The sequence below is a fragment of the Corynebacterium sp. AOP40-9SA-29 genome (assembly GCF_052377405.1).
GTDB lineage: Bacteria > Actinomycetota > Actinomycetes > Mycobacteriales > Mycobacteriaceae > Corynebacterium.
The window spans coordinates 930,795-949,531 of record NZ_JBQSWR010000001.1; the positions used below are offsets into that span (position 1 = coordinate 930,795).

11 protein-coding genes are annotated in these 18,737 nt (G+C 67.9%); all 11 read right to left on the minus strand.

The annotated features are described in order from the left end of the window. Nucleotides 1–1,074, minus strand: coding sequence for a TRAFAC clade GTPase domain-containing protein (locus ACT3SZ_RS04380; protein ID WP_444616976.1), 1,074 nt, complete (start codon nucleotides 1,072–1,074; stop codon nucleotides 1–3). Beyond that, on the minus strand, nucleotides 1,071–2,093 hold the full coding sequence (locus ACT3SZ_RS04385; protein ID WP_444616977.1) for a hypothetical protein: 1,023 nt from the start codon (nucleotides 2,091–2,093) through the stop codon (nucleotides 1,071–1,073). Before ACT3SZ_RS04385 ends, ACT3SZ_RS04380 begins: the two co-directional genes overlap by 4 nt. Nucleotides 2,094–2,104: 11 nt before the next feature. Beyond that, entirely contained in the window at nucleotides 2,105–3,727 is a 1,623-nt protein-coding gene (locus ACT3SZ_RS04390) for a GAP1-N2 domain-containing protein (RefSeq protein ID WP_444616978.1), read from the minus strand. Between the two features lies 1 nt (nucleotide 3,728). After that, the gene (locus ACT3SZ_RS04395; RefSeq protein WP_444616979.1) at nucleotides 3,729–6,047 is read right to left on the minus strand and encodes a cell surface glycoprotein; all 2,319 of its coding nucleotides are present in this window, start codon (nucleotides 6,045–6,047) and stop codon (nucleotides 3,729–3,731) included. Between the two features lie 10 nt (nucleotides 6,048–6,057). Further along, entirely contained in the window at nucleotides 6,058–8,880 is a 2,823-nt protein-coding gene (locus ACT3SZ_RS04400; RefSeq protein ID WP_444616980.1) for a hypothetical protein, read from the minus strand. Beyond that, nucleotides 8,880–12,539: a tubulin-like doman-containing protein gene (locus ACT3SZ_RS04405; RefSeq protein WP_444616981.1), complete on the minus strand. Its 3,660-nt coding sequence runs from the start codon at nucleotides 12,537–12,539 to the stop codon at nucleotides 8,880–8,882. Before ACT3SZ_RS04405 ends, ACT3SZ_RS04400 begins: the two co-directional genes overlap by 1 nt. Nucleotides 12,540–12,606: 67 nt before the next feature. After that, on the minus strand, nucleotides 12,607–15,315 hold the full coding sequence (locus ACT3SZ_RS04410) for a vWA domain-containing protein (protein WP_444616982.1): 2,709 nt from the start codon (nucleotides 15,313–15,315) through the stop codon (nucleotides 12,607–12,609). A 3-nt stretch (nucleotides 15,316–15,318) separates the two neighbouring features. Beyond that, nucleotides 15,319–15,849, minus strand: a complete 531-nt coding sequence (locus ACT3SZ_RS04415) for a hypothetical protein (protein ID WP_444616983.1) — start codon at nucleotides 15,847–15,849, stop codon at nucleotides 15,319–15,321. 377 nt (nucleotides 15,850–16,226) lie between these two features. Beyond that, nucleotides 16,227–16,694 (minus strand): NINE protein, encoded by a 468-nt coding sequence (locus ACT3SZ_RS04420; protein WP_444616984.1) that lies wholly within the window; start codon nucleotides 16,692–16,694, stop codon nucleotides 16,227–16,229. Between the two features lie 172 nt (nucleotides 16,695–16,866). Beyond that, nucleotides 16,867–17,658 (minus strand): galactan export ABC transporter ATP-binding subunit Wzt/RfbE, encoded by a 792-nt coding sequence (gene wzt, locus ACT3SZ_RS04425; protein WP_444616985.1) that lies wholly within the window; start codon nucleotides 17,656–17,658, stop codon nucleotides 16,867–16,869. Between the two features lie 12 nt (nucleotides 17,659–17,670). Further along, the gene (gene wzm, locus ACT3SZ_RS04430; protein WP_444616986.1) at nucleotides 17,671–18,576 is read right to left on the minus strand and encodes a galactan export ABC transporter permease subunit Wzm/RfbD; all 906 of its coding nucleotides are present in this window, start codon (nucleotides 18,574–18,576) and stop codon (nucleotides 17,671–17,673) included. Between the last annotated feature and the right edge of the window lie 161 nt (nucleotides 18,577–18,737).

The following is an 18,737-nucleotide window of genomic DNA, read 5'->3' on the forward strand; positions in this document are numbered from 1 at the left end:
CTAGTTGGTGAACACACCGTGCGGGGTGAGCACGGAGAGCACCGGGTCCAGCACCCGGTAGGGGGCGATGCCGCGGCGGTTCAGCTTTTCGCCATTCGGTGACTCGCCGAGCGCGGAGACCGCGCAGTACTGCCACAGATCCGGGCGCACGTGGCCGGAGGACTGTGTGCCGGCATCGTACGTCCAGCCGTAATCCTGGCCAATGAGGTTGACCAGTTTGTCCGCCGACATGTAGCGCAGCAGGCTCTCGATCTCCAGGTGGAGCAGCCGTTGGTCGTTGACGTCGTAGTCCCAGCCGGTGTCTCGGCGGAACGCCGCACCATCGTTGCCCATGATGCGCGCCCACTCGTTGTCGCCGGTGTGGGCGAGCTGCTGCAGCGTGTCGAACTTCGAGATCGTGACTGCCAGTTTCGGGCGGCTGCCGTCCAGCAGGCGGATGAGGTTGCGCAGCACGTCCTCCGGGGCACCGCCGGTGAGTTTCTGCGGCGGGATGATGCCCTGCAGGTAGGTGCGGATCGCGGGGACACGTAGCGGGTCGAACAGGAAGATGATCAGGTCGGCGTGGCGGAAGAACGACAGTTCCGACGGGTCGGACGGCAGGGTCTCCAGGTCCTCGCCGGCGACATCGCGGAAGACCAGGTAGTGGGGACGCAACGTGCCCTGGGCATCCGTCCACCGGCCAAGGGAAAAGATCAGCGGGTCGCGCTGGTACGCGTCCGAGCTGGACGCCGGCGGGGTGGCCGGCATGTGCTTCATCTCCCGGTAGAGCGGGGTCTCATAGTAGGTGTGGAAGCGTTCCCGGGTAGAGCCGTCCGCCGCCTCGACCACGCAGTTGTAGCGGCTGGCGATCTCCTCGAGCTGCTTGATCAGCACCGCGGTGTACAGGCTCTTGCCGGATGCCCGGGCACCGGCCATGGCCACGCAGTGCACGTGCGCGTGGTCCCAGTCGGACGGCAGGTCCTGGTGTCCGGAGACGGAGGCGCCCGGGTGGAGGGGCTCGAAGGTGTACGGGTCGCGGGAGAGCGAGCCGGCCTGGTTGGGGGCTTGGTTGGGGGCCTGGTGGGCGGATGTCACGCGGAGACCTCCTTCACGGAGTCGAGGATGGAGGCGACGATGGCGGCGCCGTGGTTGAAGGCCCCCGGGTCGCCGGCGAGTAGGCCGGCGGCGAGGCGGGCGTCGACCGGCAGCACGCCGGTGGCGGCGGTGAGGTCGGGGGAGGAGGAGAACAGGGACGCCTCCTCCACGGACCCGTCGCCGAGGACGAGGATCAGGGAGGTAGAACGCTCGGCACCGCCAGCGACAGTATCGGCGACCATGCCGGTCACCGGGGTGGAGGTGAGGTGCACGGTCAGGGTTCCGGGGGCGGTCCCTCCCTGCCCAGCCGCCGGGGTCCCGGGCAGGACGGACGCGCCGACGCGGGTGACGTCCGCAGCCGCGGCTTGCAGTACCAGGTCGTCGAGCTCGGGGACGGAGACCTCGCCGCGGCGTCCGGCACCGGTGAACAGTTCCACGGTGTCGAGAGAGAAGGTGGTGGCCAGGCCACGCACCGCGGTGACCGCGGCGGTGAGGGTGTCCTGCTCGGTGGCGGCCGACAGGGTCGCCCCGGTGTCGGCGAAGACCCGCAGCGAGGAGACGCCGGAGGCACCGGAGGTTGAGGTCAGGTGGGTGCGCACGGCGGAGGACACCGCCATCACCGCCCGCGGCAGGTCGGTGGACACGGAGGAGCCGTAGGCCGTGAGGTTGTAGGAGGAGCCGGTGTGGTCGATGCGTCCGAGCTTCTTCTCCGGGACCCCGCCGACGCGCACCACGGGGAACTCCACGGTGGTGCGGTCGGTGCCGGTGACGGTGAGCCGCACGGCCTGGTCGATGCCGAAGTCGCCGCCGGTGGTGGGGGCGATGGTGATCGTCGCCGAGGCAGGCACGGCGGTGACGATGGCCAGGGTGTTGTTCGGGGTGGTTGCCCGGACGTCCTCGCCGGTGACGCTGATGCGTAGGTCAGACGGGCTTCCCCCCACGGGAAAGACCTGGACCTTCAGCAGGCCACCGTCGTCGACGGCGTGGGACTCGCCGTCGTTGAGTGAAATGGTGTGCATGGATGGTGTCCTTATCGTCGGGGGTTGCCGTTGAGCGGGAAGTGGTCGGGCTGTGCCTTCGCCAGTGAACGTTGTCGACCGCGATACACGGCCTCGACGAGCCTGCGGACGCTGGGATTGATCAGTGAGTCCAGGTCCGGCTGGCCGGTGCCGGGGAACTGGTGGTCGGATCCGTGGCGGACGGTGTAGGCGACAGTGTCCTTCACCAGCCGCGTCCGGTCGGCATCGTCGATGGCGCAGAGTGCGTCCTCATTGCGGTCCCTGCCGGCTCGCCGCAGTTGAGGGAAGTGCCCGTAGGACGCCAGCGCGAGCATGCGAATCCGCGTGGTCCAGCCGAGATCGTCGGCAGGGTCGAGAAGCAGGTACTGGGAGATCTGCCGGGTGATTCCGTGGCGAGACTCGGGTTCGAAACAGGCGTCGGCCCACTCCTGCAATGACGCCTCCATGATGAACTCGGTGTCGATGTCGGAAGTGAAGGCGATGGCCGGCAACGTGCCCTCGGGGGTAGGCCGTGCTTGTGCCGGTGCTGCCGGCGCGGCCTGGGCAGCCGGGGAAGCCTGGGGCTGGGTCGGCTGTACGGGTTCCGCTATGGCACCGGTGTCGAAGGGGTTCGCGGTGTGCGACGTGGTCTCCGGCTCCTCCAGCTCCTCTGGTGCCTGTGGCTCCTGTGATGCGGCTACCGGCGCCGTCACCGGTGCCCAGGTCGCTCCGCGCCAGCTGGACGTGGCCGACGGTGTGGTTGTCGTGGTGTCCTGCTTCGCCGAGGGGTCCGGCACGACGGGTAGCACCGCTGCGGTGTTCACGACGAGAACGCCCGGGGCGTCCTGCATCTTCTCGGCCTCGGTGGACGGCACCACGGCGAAGGACACTCCGGCGGCGAGGGTATCGGTGACCGTGGCGGCCTTCTCGTAGGTCGACCAGGTGAAGGAACGGTCCGCGGGCAGCGTCGGTGGGAGCTGGTCGGCCAGGGCAGTGATCCACAGGGGCCCTTCCGCGACGTCGGTGAGCAGCACCACCGGGGTGCCATCGGCGATCCGGGCGACGAGGAAGTTCAGGATCTCGCGGCGCGGAACCGGGCCCGCATGTGGTCGGACCCGGCCCAGCTCCTGAGGCCAGGACAACTCGTCGGCGGTGGAGTTCCCGTCGAGAAAACCCTCGATGACCTTCTCGGACAGCACGGTGGTCTCGGTCATCTGGGCATTGCCGGGCCCCTCCGCGGCGTCGACCTTGCGCTTGCCATAGGGCGATGGGACGGACGCGGAGAACATTAGCTTCACCGCGTCGCGCTGCGGCAGTTGGCCGGGGTCACTGACGAAGACGTAGGTGAAGACGTTGCCCGGTCGTCCCGTCGCGTCCTGGCCGGCGGGAACGGAGGCGAGGAACACGCCGGTGTCGGCGGACTCCACCGGCTCCCATGGGGCGGGCAGCCAGGCGAACCTGCGGATCCGCCGGGCGAGCTCCTCGCGGTCGGGGAAGGTCGGCAGCGCGACCGGGTCGGACAGGTGAGTGGGGATCAGCGGGATAACCTCGTCGACCTGGAAGGGGGCTAGCTCCCCGGTGCGGTGGCCGACGCCCCATCCGCCGGAACGCTGGTCGGACGGTGAGAACGAAGCGTAAGTGAAGGAACCGGACATGTCAGGGGTGCACCTTCCGACGCGACGGGTAGGCGAGCTTGGTGGTGACGACGGACTCCACCACGATGGCCGGGATGGTCGCGGCATTCCACGACGTCGGGGTGCTGCCGGTGGAGGCTCCGGTACCGGCAGCGTTGGGGTTGCCGAGGCTGCCGCCGAATGCGCCGGCGCTGAAACCAGCGCGCGGGGTCGGGCTGGCGGCCGGTGCCGGGGTGGCAGAGGAAGTAGGTGTGGTTGGGGTCTCCGGTTCGTCGACGAAGAGGCGCAGGTAGCCGCCGTCGATGGTGGTGTAGTCGATCCACCAGGTCGCATCCTGCGACGATGCCGAGGTCACTCCCCACCCCGGGGTGGACTGCGACCCCTGCTCCGGACCGGAAAGTGACCCTGACGGCAGGGCGGACTGGTAGAGGTCCGTCGTCGGCTGCGGCTGCCCGGCGGGCCCGGCCGACGCACCATCCTTCACGCACGTCACCGCGGAGCCGTCGCCGATGTGCAGCGGGAGCCTGGACGAGTTGTGCACCAGGCGGAAGTGCGGGGCATTCGCGTCCGGGTTGCCGACCGACCAGATCTGCAGCTGCGGGAAGCCCTTCGGCGAATCGGTTAGGTCGTAGGAGTACGCGCGCAGCCCCGGATAGGTGATTTCCGTGGGGGTGTCGGCTTCCTTGTCCTTGCCCGCCCAGATCGCTGCGGGGGTCAGCGTGACCTTGTCGCCGGTGTTCAGCAGGTTCAGGCGCACCCCGCCCTGGCGGCGGTAGGCATCCTCCTCCAGACTCAGCTGGTCCTGGGTGGTGCGCACGTTGATGTGCGTGGCGCCGGCCGGCCAGTCGAAGGTGATGAGCTGGCCTGACACCCGTTCCACCAGCTGCGGGTCGGTGATGTTCTCCACCCGCTGCAGCACCCGGCTGTCACCGACCCACGCCCGCTGCTCCACGATGTTGACCGGAGTGATGTGGACCTCGTGCCAATCGGCTGGCCACACCAGCGTGCGGGTCACGTGCTCGCCGGGCACGGAGTTGTCGTCGGTGGTCCACTTGGTGGAGCCCAAGGCGTCGTCGTCGTCGAGGTAGCTGCGGTCGACCTGGTCGAGGGGGAGCTCCGGGTCCGGGGCGGAGTCGGTGAGGAAGACCCGGACCTGACCGGTCGGCGGGGCCTCCCACTCCAGGATGATCTGATCCTCGTTGTTGTGGTCCGGCAGGTAGCCGGCGGTGATGAGGGAGACCTTCTGGATCTCTGCACTGACCAGTATCTTCTGCGCGGGGATTGCCGGGCCGGTGTGGGCGCGGCCGCGGAAGGAGACGACCGGGGCCAGAGTGAAGTCGTAATTCAGCCCGCGAGTGCTGACGCGGTAGCTGAAACCGGACTGCTCCACACCGCTGACCAACATGTTGCCGGGGTCGGTGAGGCGTCCGGCGTAGCCCTGCTTGGCGTGGTAGACGCGCACCTCGTCGTGTCCGGGCATGGCGTCCCAGGAGCCGTTGACGGTGCCGTTGGACTCGACGAGCTTTACCTCGCGCGGCGGGTAGATCGCCACGTCCTCACCGATGAACCGGGCAGCGGCTTCGAGCAGCCCGGCGGGGCCGCCGTCCCAGGTGTAGGCCCAGACCATGTAGTGGCGCAGGCCGGTGGAGTTCGGGCGCTCGTCGCGGAAGGCGGTGCCGTGGGTGATGACCAGTTCGGTGCCGGCGCCCGGGGCGCACTCGGTCTCGTGGTCGGCGGCGATGACGCGGTAGAGGGTGGTCTCCTTAGGGCGGTTCGGCAGCTTCGGCCAGGTGACCAGCACAGACTCTTTGCCGGTGACGTCCGGGTCCTGAGAGGCTTGCGGGTCCTGTGGGGCGGGGTCCTCCACCGAGTAGGTGACCTTGATCGGGCCGGGGGAGGTGTAGCCCTCCGGCGTGCTGTAGGCGAATGTCTCGTCGGAGCGCTGGAAGATCTGGGTGAAGATCGGGTCGCTCTCGAAGTCGGACTTGTCCACGGCGTTCGTGGCGGCGTCGCCGTCGAGGAGCAGCTTCATCTGGTCGGCGAGAGACATGGGCGCCTTCGGTTCCTTCTTCTTGTTTTTCGAGGACGGGGCGGGGGACTTCGCGGGCTCGGGTTCGGGCTCAGGTTCGGGCACTGGTTCGGGCTCGGGCACTGGTACAGGCTCGGGGGCTGGCTCGGGGGCTGGCTCAGGGGTGCGGCCCTCGAAGAGACCGCGGACGTCTTTCGCCAGGTCGTCCTTTCCCGATGGCAGCAGGACGCGGACCGCGTCCTGCGTGGGGTCGGTGAGGGTGGCGATCCGCCGGCAGACGTCGAGGGGCAGGTCTTGGATGTGGGAGGTCATGTCTTGTTCGTCACTCCCCGAACCTGGGGCCGTCAAAGGTGGGCGCATCGAAGGACGGTGCCTCGAACGTCGGTGTCTCGAAGGGGGCGGCCTCGAACACGGGCATCTCCGTGGAGGTGACCGGCACGTCGGCGTCGGACTCGGGCTCGCCGCCGAGGTTGGACAGGGCGGTGGTGCGTCCGAACTGCACCAGGGTGGCAGAGCGGGTCAACGTGTGGGATGCGTCGCTGCGCGTGCGGTCGAGGTGGCACACGTTTGGGTCCATCGACGTGGCGCCGTCGTTTAGCGCGACGGTCGACACCACGTCCTGCAGGAAGTTGCCGGCGACCCGGTTGTCGGTGTGCAGGGTGCTGAGGAACTGCTCCTTGGTGGTGGACATCGGCGCACCGTTCTCGAAGTAGAGAACCGTGTCGATCGTCTCGGCCAGTTCGCGTCCGAAGTTCTTCGACGCCTCGGGGGAGCCGATGATCCGCGCCCAGTGCTGGCGGGTGTGGTCGCGGTCCTCCAGCTGCGGGGCGACCGACCAGGCGGTCAACCGGTCGAGCGGCGATCCGGTGCCGGCACCGGACTGGCCGCGCAGCTGCCCCTCCGGCGGGGTCTGCTCGCCGGTGTTGTGCGACAGGCTGGCGGCCGCGTCCTCCATGAGGGAGTCCAGGGCGTTGGACGCCCACTGCGAGGGGAAGAGCTTCTCGCGGATGGAATTGACCAGGGGGACAAGCTTCTCGTCGGGGACAGCGGCTTGCCCGATGCGAGTGGACAGCGGCAGCCCGGCCGACGGCGATGCCAGCCCCTCACCGGTGGACAGATCGCGGCCCAGCGGGCGCGAGATCGCCCGGCCCAGCACCGTCGACCAGCTCAACAGCTGCCTGTAGGCGGCGATCTGACGGTTGTAGTTTTCCATCGCCGTATTCACGTTCGTACCGGTGATCTGCACGTTCGCCCTGAACAACCGGAGGCTCTCGAGGTAGCGTTCCACCCCGCGCCGGGCACGAGCGTAGGCCCCCATGTGAATAACCATCAGTACGAAGGAGCCCAGCAGGAACCAGCCCAGCGCCCAGCACCAGTCGAAGCCGGAGTAGAAGCTCAGCTGCCACTCCGACTTGTAGTGGATGGTCGTCGAGTAGGCGATGAACAGGAGAAGCAGGAACTCGAGCCCCAGGAGGCCGAAAGTGGTCCTCGTGTACGCCGAGTTCTTTCCGGCGGTGTCTCGGTGGTCGAGGTCGTCCAGGTTCTGCTTGTGCCGGTCGTACCTCTCCAGCTGGTCGTGGACGTTGTGGCGGGACTGGTCGATCAGCAGGGTCAGGCCTTCGCCGGTTTGCCAGGCGAAGCTGCGGGATGCGGTCTGCCTCCACGCGGCAAAGTCCGCTTGGAGCTGCCGGATCTCCGGCTCGCGGGTCTGCCCGGCGACGAAGGCGATGCCCTCCGCGTAGGCGGCGGCCTTGCGCGCGTCGAAGGGCCGGATGGTGGCGTCCTCCTCGGAGATGCCGAGGCGCTGGCCGAGCAGCGGGTGGAAACCGTAGAAGGAGTCGTCGACGTCCGGGACGGCCTGCCAGCCCTGGCGGACGATGGCGCGGTTGCCCCAGGCGTCCTTCGGGGACTGCAGGTTGCCCTGCTGGCGTTCGGTGCCGTCCACCAGGGTCAGCGAGATGTCCTTGTAGGAGTCCCACATCTCGGAGAGCTGGGGGACCTCGCCGACGCGCACGCCGGACTGCAGCGCCTGGCGGCGGTACCAGGCGGCGGTGGCGGACATGTCGTCCAGCGACATCGACTGCGCGGGGGACGACGCCGAGTTCGAGACCACCCGGACCGGGGAGTCCTCACCGTAGAGGAAGGTCTGGGTCCGGTTCTCCGCGGCGCGCAGCGTGGCCTGCCCGGCCTTCTGCGCCCAGCTCTTCGGACTGCCCAGACCCATGCGGAAGTAGTCGCCGAGGAAGGAGAACAATGCCTTCCACCACTTCTTGCGCACAACTTGTCCGCTGTCCTCCGGCTGCATGGGAGTGGTCAGTGACGGGCCGTGTTCGGCGAGCAGGCGCTGGGCCAGGGCCTCGGGCACGCCCTCGTCCTGCCCCAGGTAGCTGACCTGGCGTCCGTCCGGGGTGATCGGCTGCGGTAGCCGGTCACGGACGTCGGACGCCTGGCGGCGCAGCTGGTCCTCGACCGTGGAGGCATCGATGGTGCGGTGGTACGAGCGTGCTAGGCGTACGCGGTACTCGCCGCCGGTGGAGATCGGTGCGCCGTTGTCCTCGGTCAGCGCGCAGCCGGTGGCGCTGGACCACAGGCCGGTCAGACCGCACAGCGTGGGAGCGGCGACCCGGGCGATGTCCGTGGGGTCACCGGCCTTGAGCACCGGCTCCAGCGGGGTGTGCGGGCTCTCGGAGTCTTCCGGGGCGATGGCCACGGTGGTCGGCCACGACTGGTAGCTGGTCGGGCTCCAGTTGCCGCGCGGCACGCGGGGCAGCAGCACCCGCACGCGGCCCGGAGCCGTCGACAGACGCGATTCGACCGCGTTGGTCCACCGGTCGACGGCACCCATGTCGAGCCCGGCGCTGTTGTCCAAGGTGCCCGTGGCGCTCTCCACATCGAGGGCGAGGAAGAGGATGGCCCCGGAGATCGTGCGCAATGCCTGGTCGAGGGACAGGATGCGCTGGCCGCTCCCGCTGACCATGCGCACGGATGGAGCGACTACCGCCGAGTCCGGCAGTCGGGGATCCACCCAGTAGAACGGCTTGACCATGCCGAGCGAGGACAGGTCGGTCAGGTTGCGGCGCACCTGGTCGGCCACGCTGCCGTGGCCGAAGAAGATGACGGTCGGTGTGGTGTCGGCGGTGCTCATCAGAACAGGTCACCCCCGAACCCTGTGAAGGTCGGGCCGGATGTCGGGGCGGGCTGGCTGGCCGGCGGACCGCCGGGTAGACCACCGGGCATCCCGGACGGCGCTGCGGGTGCCTCGGCGCGCTGCTTCGCCTCGTCGAGCCTGGGCCGCAGTTTCGCAGTCATCTCGACTACATCCGGGGCGAGGTCGTGGAACAGCGGCATGTTCGAGGCGTAGGCGCGATCCCGCACCGTGGCCCACGGCTTCTCCTGAGTCTGTGCACCGGGCAGTCCGGAGCCCTGGCCGGGGATGAAGGCGTCGGCGTTGGTGGCGTAGGACGTGAGGTAGCGGGTCACGATGCCGTGGCGCTCCTCGATATCGGCGCCCTGCGGGGCCTGGTCGGGACGCTCACCGGAGCCCAGGAAAGTGCTCAGGCGTTCCACGACGGGGTGGATGATGTTCGTGCCGTCCGGCGTGGGGCCTTCGGTGGCGTTGTCGTACAGGCCGCGCAGTAGCTGGTACGGGCGCAGCGACCAGGCGGGCTGGCCCTTGTCGTTGCGTGTCTGGATGTTGGCGTAGGCCAACAGGACCGACTCGATCACTGCCGGCATCCAGTCGATCTTGTGGCGCATCTCCTTCGGCGGGGTGAGCAGCGGGTGCGGGAAGGGCACCCACTCGGAGCGGACGTCGTCGTAGACGTGAGCACGTGCGGTCGGCAGGCCATCGTCCTGGATGTAGATCCGGCCGGTCGCGGTGCCCACGATCCAGCCGGCGACCATCGCCTTGCGCTCGTCGTCGGACAGCGGGACGGAGCCGGCGATCGTGCGGCTGCGGCGGTCCTTCCAGAATCCGGCGTTGTTGCGTCCGGTGCTCCACTCCTTGGCCACGTGCGGGAACAGCGAGCTGTAGACCACCGGCGAGTAGTTCGGGTACGAGCCGAAGACGTCGATGTGGCGGATCTTCGTGTCCGTCGACAGTGCCCCGGTCAGCACGCTCTCGGTGGAGGGGTCCAGGTTGGTGGTCTCGTTGAGTACGGAGACCAGCTGGTCGGTGGCGGAGTTCGCCTTCAGTGGGATCTCGGAGAAGGTGTAGCGGTAGCTTTCGTCGGTGCCGTGCACCTGGCTGACCATCGTGGAGTCCACGGCGGCCAGGGGACGGGCCTGCGCCAGTGCCGTGCTGAAGGCCTCGCGCAGGCGGGCGATGCGGCGGGCGAAGGTGGCGTCGTTCGTGGCCTCGTCCTGCGTCATGTAACTGCGCAGGTCGGTCCCGATGAACTTCGAGAAGTGGTAGTCGGGACGCTGGATCCACAGCCGGGACCGCTCCAGCAGCTGGGCGGGGCGGATCCGCGCGGTGAAGGAACCGTGGCGCGACTCGCGCTCCTCGTGACCGGACGGGGAGGAGACCAGGTGACGGCTGACCCAGCCGGCGCGGTTGCCGCTGGCACGGTTGCCGCCGTGGCGGGGTGGGGCGGAGAGGGTGTTGTTCGGTGCCTTCTCCGAACCGTTGGTCTCCCACGTGCCCAGCACGACCGACTGGGAGGCGAGCCGCGTGGCGTCGGCCGCGTCGAAGACGGACGGCTCAGCGACACGTACGTCCTGCAGGACATGGGCCTCGAAGTCGGCGGGGAAGCTGTCGACGTCGCTGATGAGGATCTCGTTGGCAGAGCCGCGGAAGCGGTCGTTGATCATCTCGTCGCCGTTGCGGGGCCAGGCGACCGGGTCGTTGGTGGCCACGTCGGCGAGGTTGACGTTGACCTTCTTCTGCTTGGCGGCGTACTCGAGGTCGGCGTGGGCGTCGTTGAGTTCACGGGTCAGCCGGCTCAGCGCGTTGTTGAGGAAGTCCTCCAGGACCGGTGCGAGGTATGCAGCCACGCGAATGCCGAAGTACTCGGTGAACTGGCCACGGTACTGCATGGCGATGTTGTCGAGGATCTGGCCGGAGCCGGTGACAGCGCCGTTGCCGGTGAGCGGCTGCAGCAGCTGGTCGATCGGCGGTGTGACCACCGCGGGGCTCCTGCCCCGGGTGGCGGCCACGTAGTTCTCCATCGGGTTGATGAGGCGCTGACGGATGTCGTCGGCGAGCTTGTCGAGCACCTTCTCCACGAAGGGCAGGCCCGCCGTGGCGAGTTCCTCCTCGGCCATCTCGATCACCAGGTCGCAGAACCGGTCGGCGAAGTCGTGCACTGCAGCGTAGGCCGAGGCATCCAGTTCCTGGTGGAGCATACCGCCGGGCCCGGTGAAGGCGGCTTCGGTGAGACGGAAGCGGACGTCGCTTCCCCACTCAGAGGCCTTTCGGCCGTCGGCCTCCGGCAGGCGACGACGAAGCGTCTCCCCCGACTGCTGAGCGGCGCTATGGGCGTAGTTTCCGAAGGAGTGCCCGACCCAGCTGGCGATGAACTGCTGACCAGGCTGGGCCTGCAGGATTTCCTTGTAGACGTGCACTCGGTCGAGGATTCGCGGGTAGCGCTCGTTGAGTCGCTTCTGCAACTGCTCCTCACCGGTGTCCGAGCTCAGCGGGTCCTTGTGGCCGTTTAGGATGCGGTCGAACGACGTATGGGCTAGACGCTGGGCGGAATACTCCGCGTAGCGGTCGCGCCCCATGCTGAGCTGCGCGTACCCCATGGAACCCCAGGGCATGGCGCTCCACGGCACGCGGTCGGCGTTGGCCCAGCCCAGGATGTTGCGGTCGGGCTGGTTGGCCGGCGGGTTGCCCAGGGAATACTGCACGAAGCTGTCCGCGGACTTCTCCGAGGACATCAGTGCTGCCAGCGAGCGGCCGAGGCCACGGAAGATCGTGTTCGGGTCGCCGTCGCCGAAGCGGGCACCGGTGGCGCCCATACGACCGCCGATGGGGAACAGGCGGGCGAAGGTGTTGCGCGAGGCACCGGCTTCCACACCGAGCGCCTTGAACAGGTCCACGTCCGCCTTGGTGGAGGCCCCGGTCTGGGTGGCCACAGCCTCGCCGAACATGGCCAGGGCATTCGGCCAGGCGCCGACCATGGCGTCCGACGGGAGGTTCTCGAAGACCTCCGGGGTGTACATGAACACACCGGTGTGCTCCGGCTTAGCGTTCGGCAGGGTCGACAGGATTCGGCAGACGTCCAGGAACATCGAGGCACCGGCACCGCCGGCCATGGAGGAGACCACGAGGATCACCGGGGAGGCGTCCGCGGCACTGCTCTGGTGGCCGGTGATGCGGTGGTTTAGGTCGTTGAGTTCGGCAATGGTCGACGCTTCCTCGAGAACGTCCATCGCGGACTTGAGTTCCTCGCGCATTTTCGCGATCGACTGCAGGGTGAGCATGCGGCCCACCGCGCGGAACTGGCCGGCGCCGTCGGAGACCGGGGTGGTGTTCGTCTCCGGTGCACGCGGTGCCCAGGTGGCGATGTCACCCAGGGCGCCGCGGCGGCCCAGATACTTAGAGAGTCCCGAGTCGAAGGTGCGGTACTGCTGCTTGGAGCCGATGCCGACGTAACGTCCACCGTTCTCCGGGACGTTGCCGAGCCCGCCCGGCCCCTTTTCCGGGTCGATCGGCACGTCGATGCTGACGAACTGCCACGCCTTCGGCAGCGAGGTCAGCGTGGGGTCGAAGGACCGCAGGTGCGCCTTGAGCTGGTCGATCATGTAGGCCTGGGTCTTGGCTCCGGAGCCACCGCAGCCGACGACGAGGAACTTCTTCACACTGTCTCCTTAGGAGTGATTCTTGGGTCTTGCAGGGGTGTTACTGGGGAGCTTGATGCGCTGGAGGTCAGCGGGGACCGAATGGGCTGGGACCGTGTGATCCGAAGGGGTTGCCACCGAAGTCGGGACCGGACTGGTCGCCAGGCTGGGAGCCGGGGTTACCTCCGTTGGTCGGGCCGCCCCATCCGGCGGGCGGACCGCCGAACGTGGTGTTGCCTGCTTCCGGGGAGAACGGTGATGCAGTCGAGGGGTCGGAGGCTCCGTTGGCGGTGAAACTGTTGTCCCCGCTACCGGATCCGGTGTCCGTCAGCGTGGTCGATACTCGGTTGAGCAGTTCGGGGGTATTCGCTTCGATCTTCCTGACGAGATCTTCGAGCCGACCGTCGGTGACGCGGTCGTCGACGGCGAGTACGACCTCGCCGCGCGAGGGGTCGCCCGGGGTGCCGATCACAAACCAGTGGTTGTGGACGGCCAGCGGCAGGCGCGCGGAGTCCTTGGCCTGCAGGCCCTCGTCGCTGATCGACGGGGTGGCGTCGACCACCGCGTACGGTGCCGACAACGGGTTCGCGCCGAGCTTTACCCTGACCTGGATTCCGGCGAGGTTGACCTCGCGTCCGGTGGAGGTCACCCGCGGGGCGCCGGAGACGATCTCGTCGAAGCCCACGGTGAAGGGGCCGCCGGTGTCCGCGCGCACGAGGCGTCCGTTGTCCACACTCACCGGGATACGCAGGGCGTGGATGCCGGGCGAGCCCGGGATACGCCCGGTGAACCACTTCATCAGGTAGAGCACGCCCAGCGGGATGAGGATCGCTGCCAGCAGCACGCCGATCAGCGTCGCGATGAACACGGCTGTATTGACCGGGGCGGACATCGACCCGGTGAGTTCCACATCGATCTCCGCGGTGGAGTCGCCCTCGGCGGAGACCAGGTTGACCGTGGGGGTCACCGAGACCCGGCCGTCGGCGAGGTCCTCGGTGCTCACGGTCAACGGCAGCTCGGCGGTCTCACCTTCGGCGAGCTCCAGGGCGTTGTCGGCGCTGTTGTGCGGCGAGGACACCGACACCTGGTCCACACCCTCGGGCAGCACGGTGGGGCCGTCGCCGGCGGAGTAGGAAGCGTCGGCGACCCACACCTTGCCGGGGCCGGTGACCGGCACGCCGACCTCGGTCTCCCGCGAGTCGATGGTCAGGTCGGCCGACCCCAGGGTCGGCATGTTGACCGGGGTGACCGTGACGGGGAAGCCCACGACGATCGGGCTCAGTGCCGTGCCCGGTGCCGAGCCGGAGGCCTTGGTGGTGATGTTGGTCTGCACGACCACGTCACCCGCGGTGGGTTCGGTGATCGCGTCGAGCGGGAACTCGACGGCGTCGCCGTCGCTGACGGACGTCGGCTCCCCGAGGTCGGTGCTGCGTCCGTCCCGGTCGATGAAGTGGGCGGTCATTATGGCCTCGCCCTCGAGGGTCACGCTCGCGCCGTCGCGGTCGACGAGCGAGGCGGTGAGGACCTCGTCTGACTTCATGCCGCTCGGGATACCGTCGTCGAGCTCGTCAACCCTCACGGTCAGGCCCGGTTCGAGCACGACCTTGGCGTTGTAGCGGGCGGTGTCGGGAGCATCGGCGCCGGAGGTGTCGTAACCGAAGGACCACTCGCCCTCCCAGCTCTCGCCGTCGGCGAGCGTCAAGTCGGCGTCGACCATGCCGTCGACGGCATCAGTGGTGGTCACGTTCACCTCGGCACCGCCGACGGTGTGCTCGCCCTCGGTGAGTTCCAGCTCGTCACCGTCCGGGGAGGTCAGTACCGGGATGATGCCCTCGCCGATGGACGTGGTGGGCTGGGCGGAGAGGCGGACGGTGGTGATGGAGTTGTCCAGGGTGAACGGCTGCGGCTCGTTCATCGACAGGGTGGAGTCGATGCTGTTTGCGGTGGGGATGAAGTTGCGGAAGGACGCCAGCAGGCCGGCGGGGTCCGTGCCGGCGTCGAAGAACGCGCCGTTGGGTGCGGCACCGCCGCAGTCTTCCTCGGCCATCCGGGTGAGCAGCTCGCGCGGGTTGGCGGTGCTCTGCGGAATGAGGCCGACGCTGAAGAAGCGCACCCCAGAGTTGCGCAGTGAGGCCAGCGGGCTGCCTGGCAGGCAGACCTCCTCGGCGGCGACCTCGCCGCTCAGCTCCTTGTCGGTGACGGCACCGTCGGTGAAGAAGAGGACGGACTGGCAGTCACTGGCCTGTCCGTCCTCGCCGGTGGGGGCGGAGGCGAACTCGGTGAGCGCACCGTTGAGGGCGTCGCGGTAGGAGGTGTAGCCGTCCTCGTTGCGGTCGGTGAAGCCGTCGATGGGGTCGTCGAGTTCGTCGACGCCGTCGCGCACGTTCACCCATCCGCCGTAGTCGGAGGTGTTGTTGTGGTAGCCGTCGCCGAAGCCGGCGAGCTTCACGTTAATGTCGGCGTTCAGGTCGCCGGCGTGGATGCCGAGCTGGTTGACCAGATCGCGGGTGGCGTCAACCCTCACGTTGCGGGGATCTGTCGGGGGCTCGCCGCCGAAGCCCTTCAGCGACTCCGACTGGTCGATGATCAGCAGGATGTCGGCAGACTTTGTGGCGGCGATGCAGCTACCCAGGTCGGCGATATTGTCCTGGCCGGTCTGCGACAGGCCGGTCTCCCCGCCGGGCTGGGCCGTCGCGGCGGGAAGGCCGAACATGGTGGCCGTGGACAGCAGCGCCGCGGCACCGACGGCAGTTACGGCACGGCGGCCCCGGGGGCGCAGGATGGTGTTGTCGGTCATTCGTCAGGCTCCCACGGTCTTGCTGATCCACAGTGCGATTTCGATGGCGGTGGCGATGACGCCCACGCAGGCCACGCCGATGGCGACCTTGTAGAGGACGGCCTGCGAGGAGGTCTCCACGTAGAAGTTCTCGGCGCGGCGGCGGGTGTCCTTCGCGGTGTGCACGCCGAGCAGGATGAAAGTCACGATGCCCGCCAGCGCCCAGCCGACAAGGGCGAAGACCCGGAAGACGAAGTCGGTGGGCGAACCGGTCACCACGGCGATCACGGCGAAGATCACGCCGAGGAAGGCCGTTGCCGTCGCCGTTCCGACGAAGGCCCAGGGGCCCGTGACGGGGCCCGAGACCGGACCGGAGGACGGGGCGTCCGACGAGGCGGGGGCGGTAGGCGCGCCGCCCGGGGTGAAACCGCCCGGAGACGATGCGAAGCCGGGGGAGGGTGACGGGGATCCGAACGGGGACCCGGGAGAAGGCGCCCCGGGTGAAGACCAGGTGGGGCCGTCGGAGGCACGGCTACTGCCGAAGGGACTTGTCATGGGGAGGACCTACTTGATGCTGAAGGGCGACGTGGTGGACGGCTGAAGGACCGCGAAGAGCGTGGGTAGATGAGGGCGGGTTCGCGCCGGGGACTGACGGTCCGACGCCCACGGCTGAGCTTCGGATGTGCAGTCCCCTGGCAGGGGCTTGGAGAGGACCTCATGAGGACAGGTAGTTACCTGACCAGAAAATTAATACCCTGACCGTATCAGAACCATCTCATGGTTGATTCAGGTATTCCGTGCCTGTGCGGATGCCGGCCGGGTGGGGCCAGAAAAGGCCCGGTGTGGAGGCGTGGTGAGGGTGGCGGAGCGGGGCTCTGGGAGTGCTGACGGTGAGGCGGCGAGCGGGGTGGTGCCCGGTCGGGTATTCGCTGCTAGCTCAGCGGGATTCCGCGGGCGTCGCGGTCGTACTTCCCGCCGCCGATGAGGATCATGATGAACTCGATGAACGCCCAAATGCCGACGGCGAAGATGAACAGGAAACCGATGGCGAAGATGGCCGTGAGGTAACCGAAGATGGTGAGAACCAGCTGGCACACGGCCTTGCCGGTGTAACCGAGGTAGAAGTTGTGGATGCCCAGGGCGCCCAGGAAGAACGCCAGCAGAGCAGCGGCGAGCTTCGACTTCTGGGGGCCGGTGTACATGGGGGCGCCGTAGCCGGGGTGCTGCGGCATGTTCCCCTGCGGGTAGTGCTGGGCGGCCTGCTGCTGGTACTGCTGCTGGTGGGGCTGCTGGTACTGCTGCGGCTGGGACGGATACTGCGCCGCACCGTAGGAGTTGCCCTGCGGCGCCGGGTTTCCGGGATTGCCGCTGTCCTGGGGGGTGTTGAAGGGGTTGGTCACTGAAGGCTCTCCTCGATCTACTGGCTACTCGACGTGGTGTCAGGGGCCACGTCGGCAAGTAGAGGATAACCTACCAGATAAGAAGCGTTTATTTAACCTCTTCTATTCAGGTTGCTCTTGGCAAGAGCATGGACCGCCTCTCGCCTGGCGGTCCGCCCCGCGGGAGGCGCCGCTAGTCCAACCGCCCCAGGTCACGCAGCACGTTGCGCACGTGCTCGGCCGCCCCCGGCCCTTCGTACTCGCCGACGATCTCGTCCACCGGGCCGCAGGACCGGATCTGGCCGTGGTCGACCCACAGTGCGGAGTCGCACAGCTGCGCCAGGAACTCATTGGAGTGCGAGGCGAACACCAGGATGCCGGACTTCTCCACCAGGGCCTGCAGGCGGATCCGCGCCTTCTCCATGAAGGCGGCGTCCACCGCGCCGATGCCCTCGTCCAGCAGCAGGATCTCCGGCTCGATCGAGGTCACCACGCCCAGCGCCACGCGCACGCGCATGCCGGTGGAGTAGGTGCGCAACGGCATGGCCAGGTAGTCGCCGAGTTCGGTGAACTCGGCGATCTCGTCCATCTTCTTCTCCATGGACCGCCGGCTTTCGCCGAGGAAGAGGCCACGGATGATGATGTTCTCGAAGCCGCTGATCTCCGGGTCCATGCCCACACCCAGGTCGAAGACCGGTGCCACACGTCCCTTCACCGCGGCGGAACCGCGCGTGGGCTCGTAGATGCCCGATAGCAGGCGCAGCAGCGTGGACTTGCCGGCGCCGTTGTGGCCGACCAGGCCGATGCGGTCGCCCTCTTCGAGGTGCAGGTTCACGTCCCGCAGCGCCTCGACGACCACGGTGTTGTCGGAGTTGCGTCCGATCGCGCCGCCGGCCGCGCCGAGGAAGGCCTTCTTCAAGGAGCGGGACTTGGCGTCGAAGATGGGGAAGTCGACGCAGGCGTCGTAGGTATCGATGGAAACCATGATTGTTCTCCTTTAAACCCAGTAGCTCACGCGGGAGCGCCACTGGCGCATGAACACCATGGCGAACAGGGTGCCGAGGACGGTGAGGCCGATGACGATGAGCCAAGAGTGCATCTCGACCGGCTCGTCGATCATCGGTCCGCGGACCACGCTGAGGTAGTGGAAGAGGGGGTTGATCTCGGCGATCCGTGCGCGCTCGGCGACGGCACCGCCCTGTTCGAGCAGTGTTTTGGTCGTCCACACGATCGGGGTCATGTAGAAGAGCAGCTGTACCAGCGATTCCAGCAGCGGGGCGACGTCGCGGTAACGGGTGGCGATGATGCCGAAGAACATCGACACCCACACGCCGTTGGCGACCAGCAACGCCAGGCCCGGAACGGCCAGCAGGACCTCCCAGCCCACGGGGATCTGGAAGACCGCCAGCAGGATCACCCAGATGACCAGGTTGTGGCACAGGATCAGGAACTGCTTCCAGACCAGTCGGTAGACGTGCACGCTCAGCGCGCTGGGCAGCTGCTTGATCAGTCCTTCGTTGGCGATGAAGACCTGCGAGCCCTCGATGATGCACCCGGAGATGAATCCCCACATGATCAGGCCCACGGCGACGTGGGGGAGGAACTCCTTGAGGTCCATCTGGAAGAGCATCGAGTAGAGCAGGCCGAGGGCCAGGGCCATCACACCGGTCGCCAGGGTGATCCACAGCGGGCCCAGCAGGCTGCGCCGGTAACGCTGCTTGATGTCCTGCCAACCCAGGGCGAGCCAGAGCTCGCGCTGGCCGAACCCGCTCTTCAGGTCCTGCCACGCAGCACCGAATGTCTGGGAACGGGAGGTGGGTGCCTCACCGTCCGCTGTGGCGGCGACGAAGCGCTCGTACTGCGGTGCGGTGGCCACCGGCCGGGGGTTTTCTGAATCTGACACGTGGTTACGGTACTCCGGAACGGGCTGGTGTGCGGTAATCAACGCCGGTACCACTCATGTCCGTGGGCCGATGTAGTATCGGTGACGTTGACGCGGCGGCGCGGTGGTTCACTGCGCTCAAGTATCATGACCTGCAGGAATATTCTCGGTTTGCCGGTGTG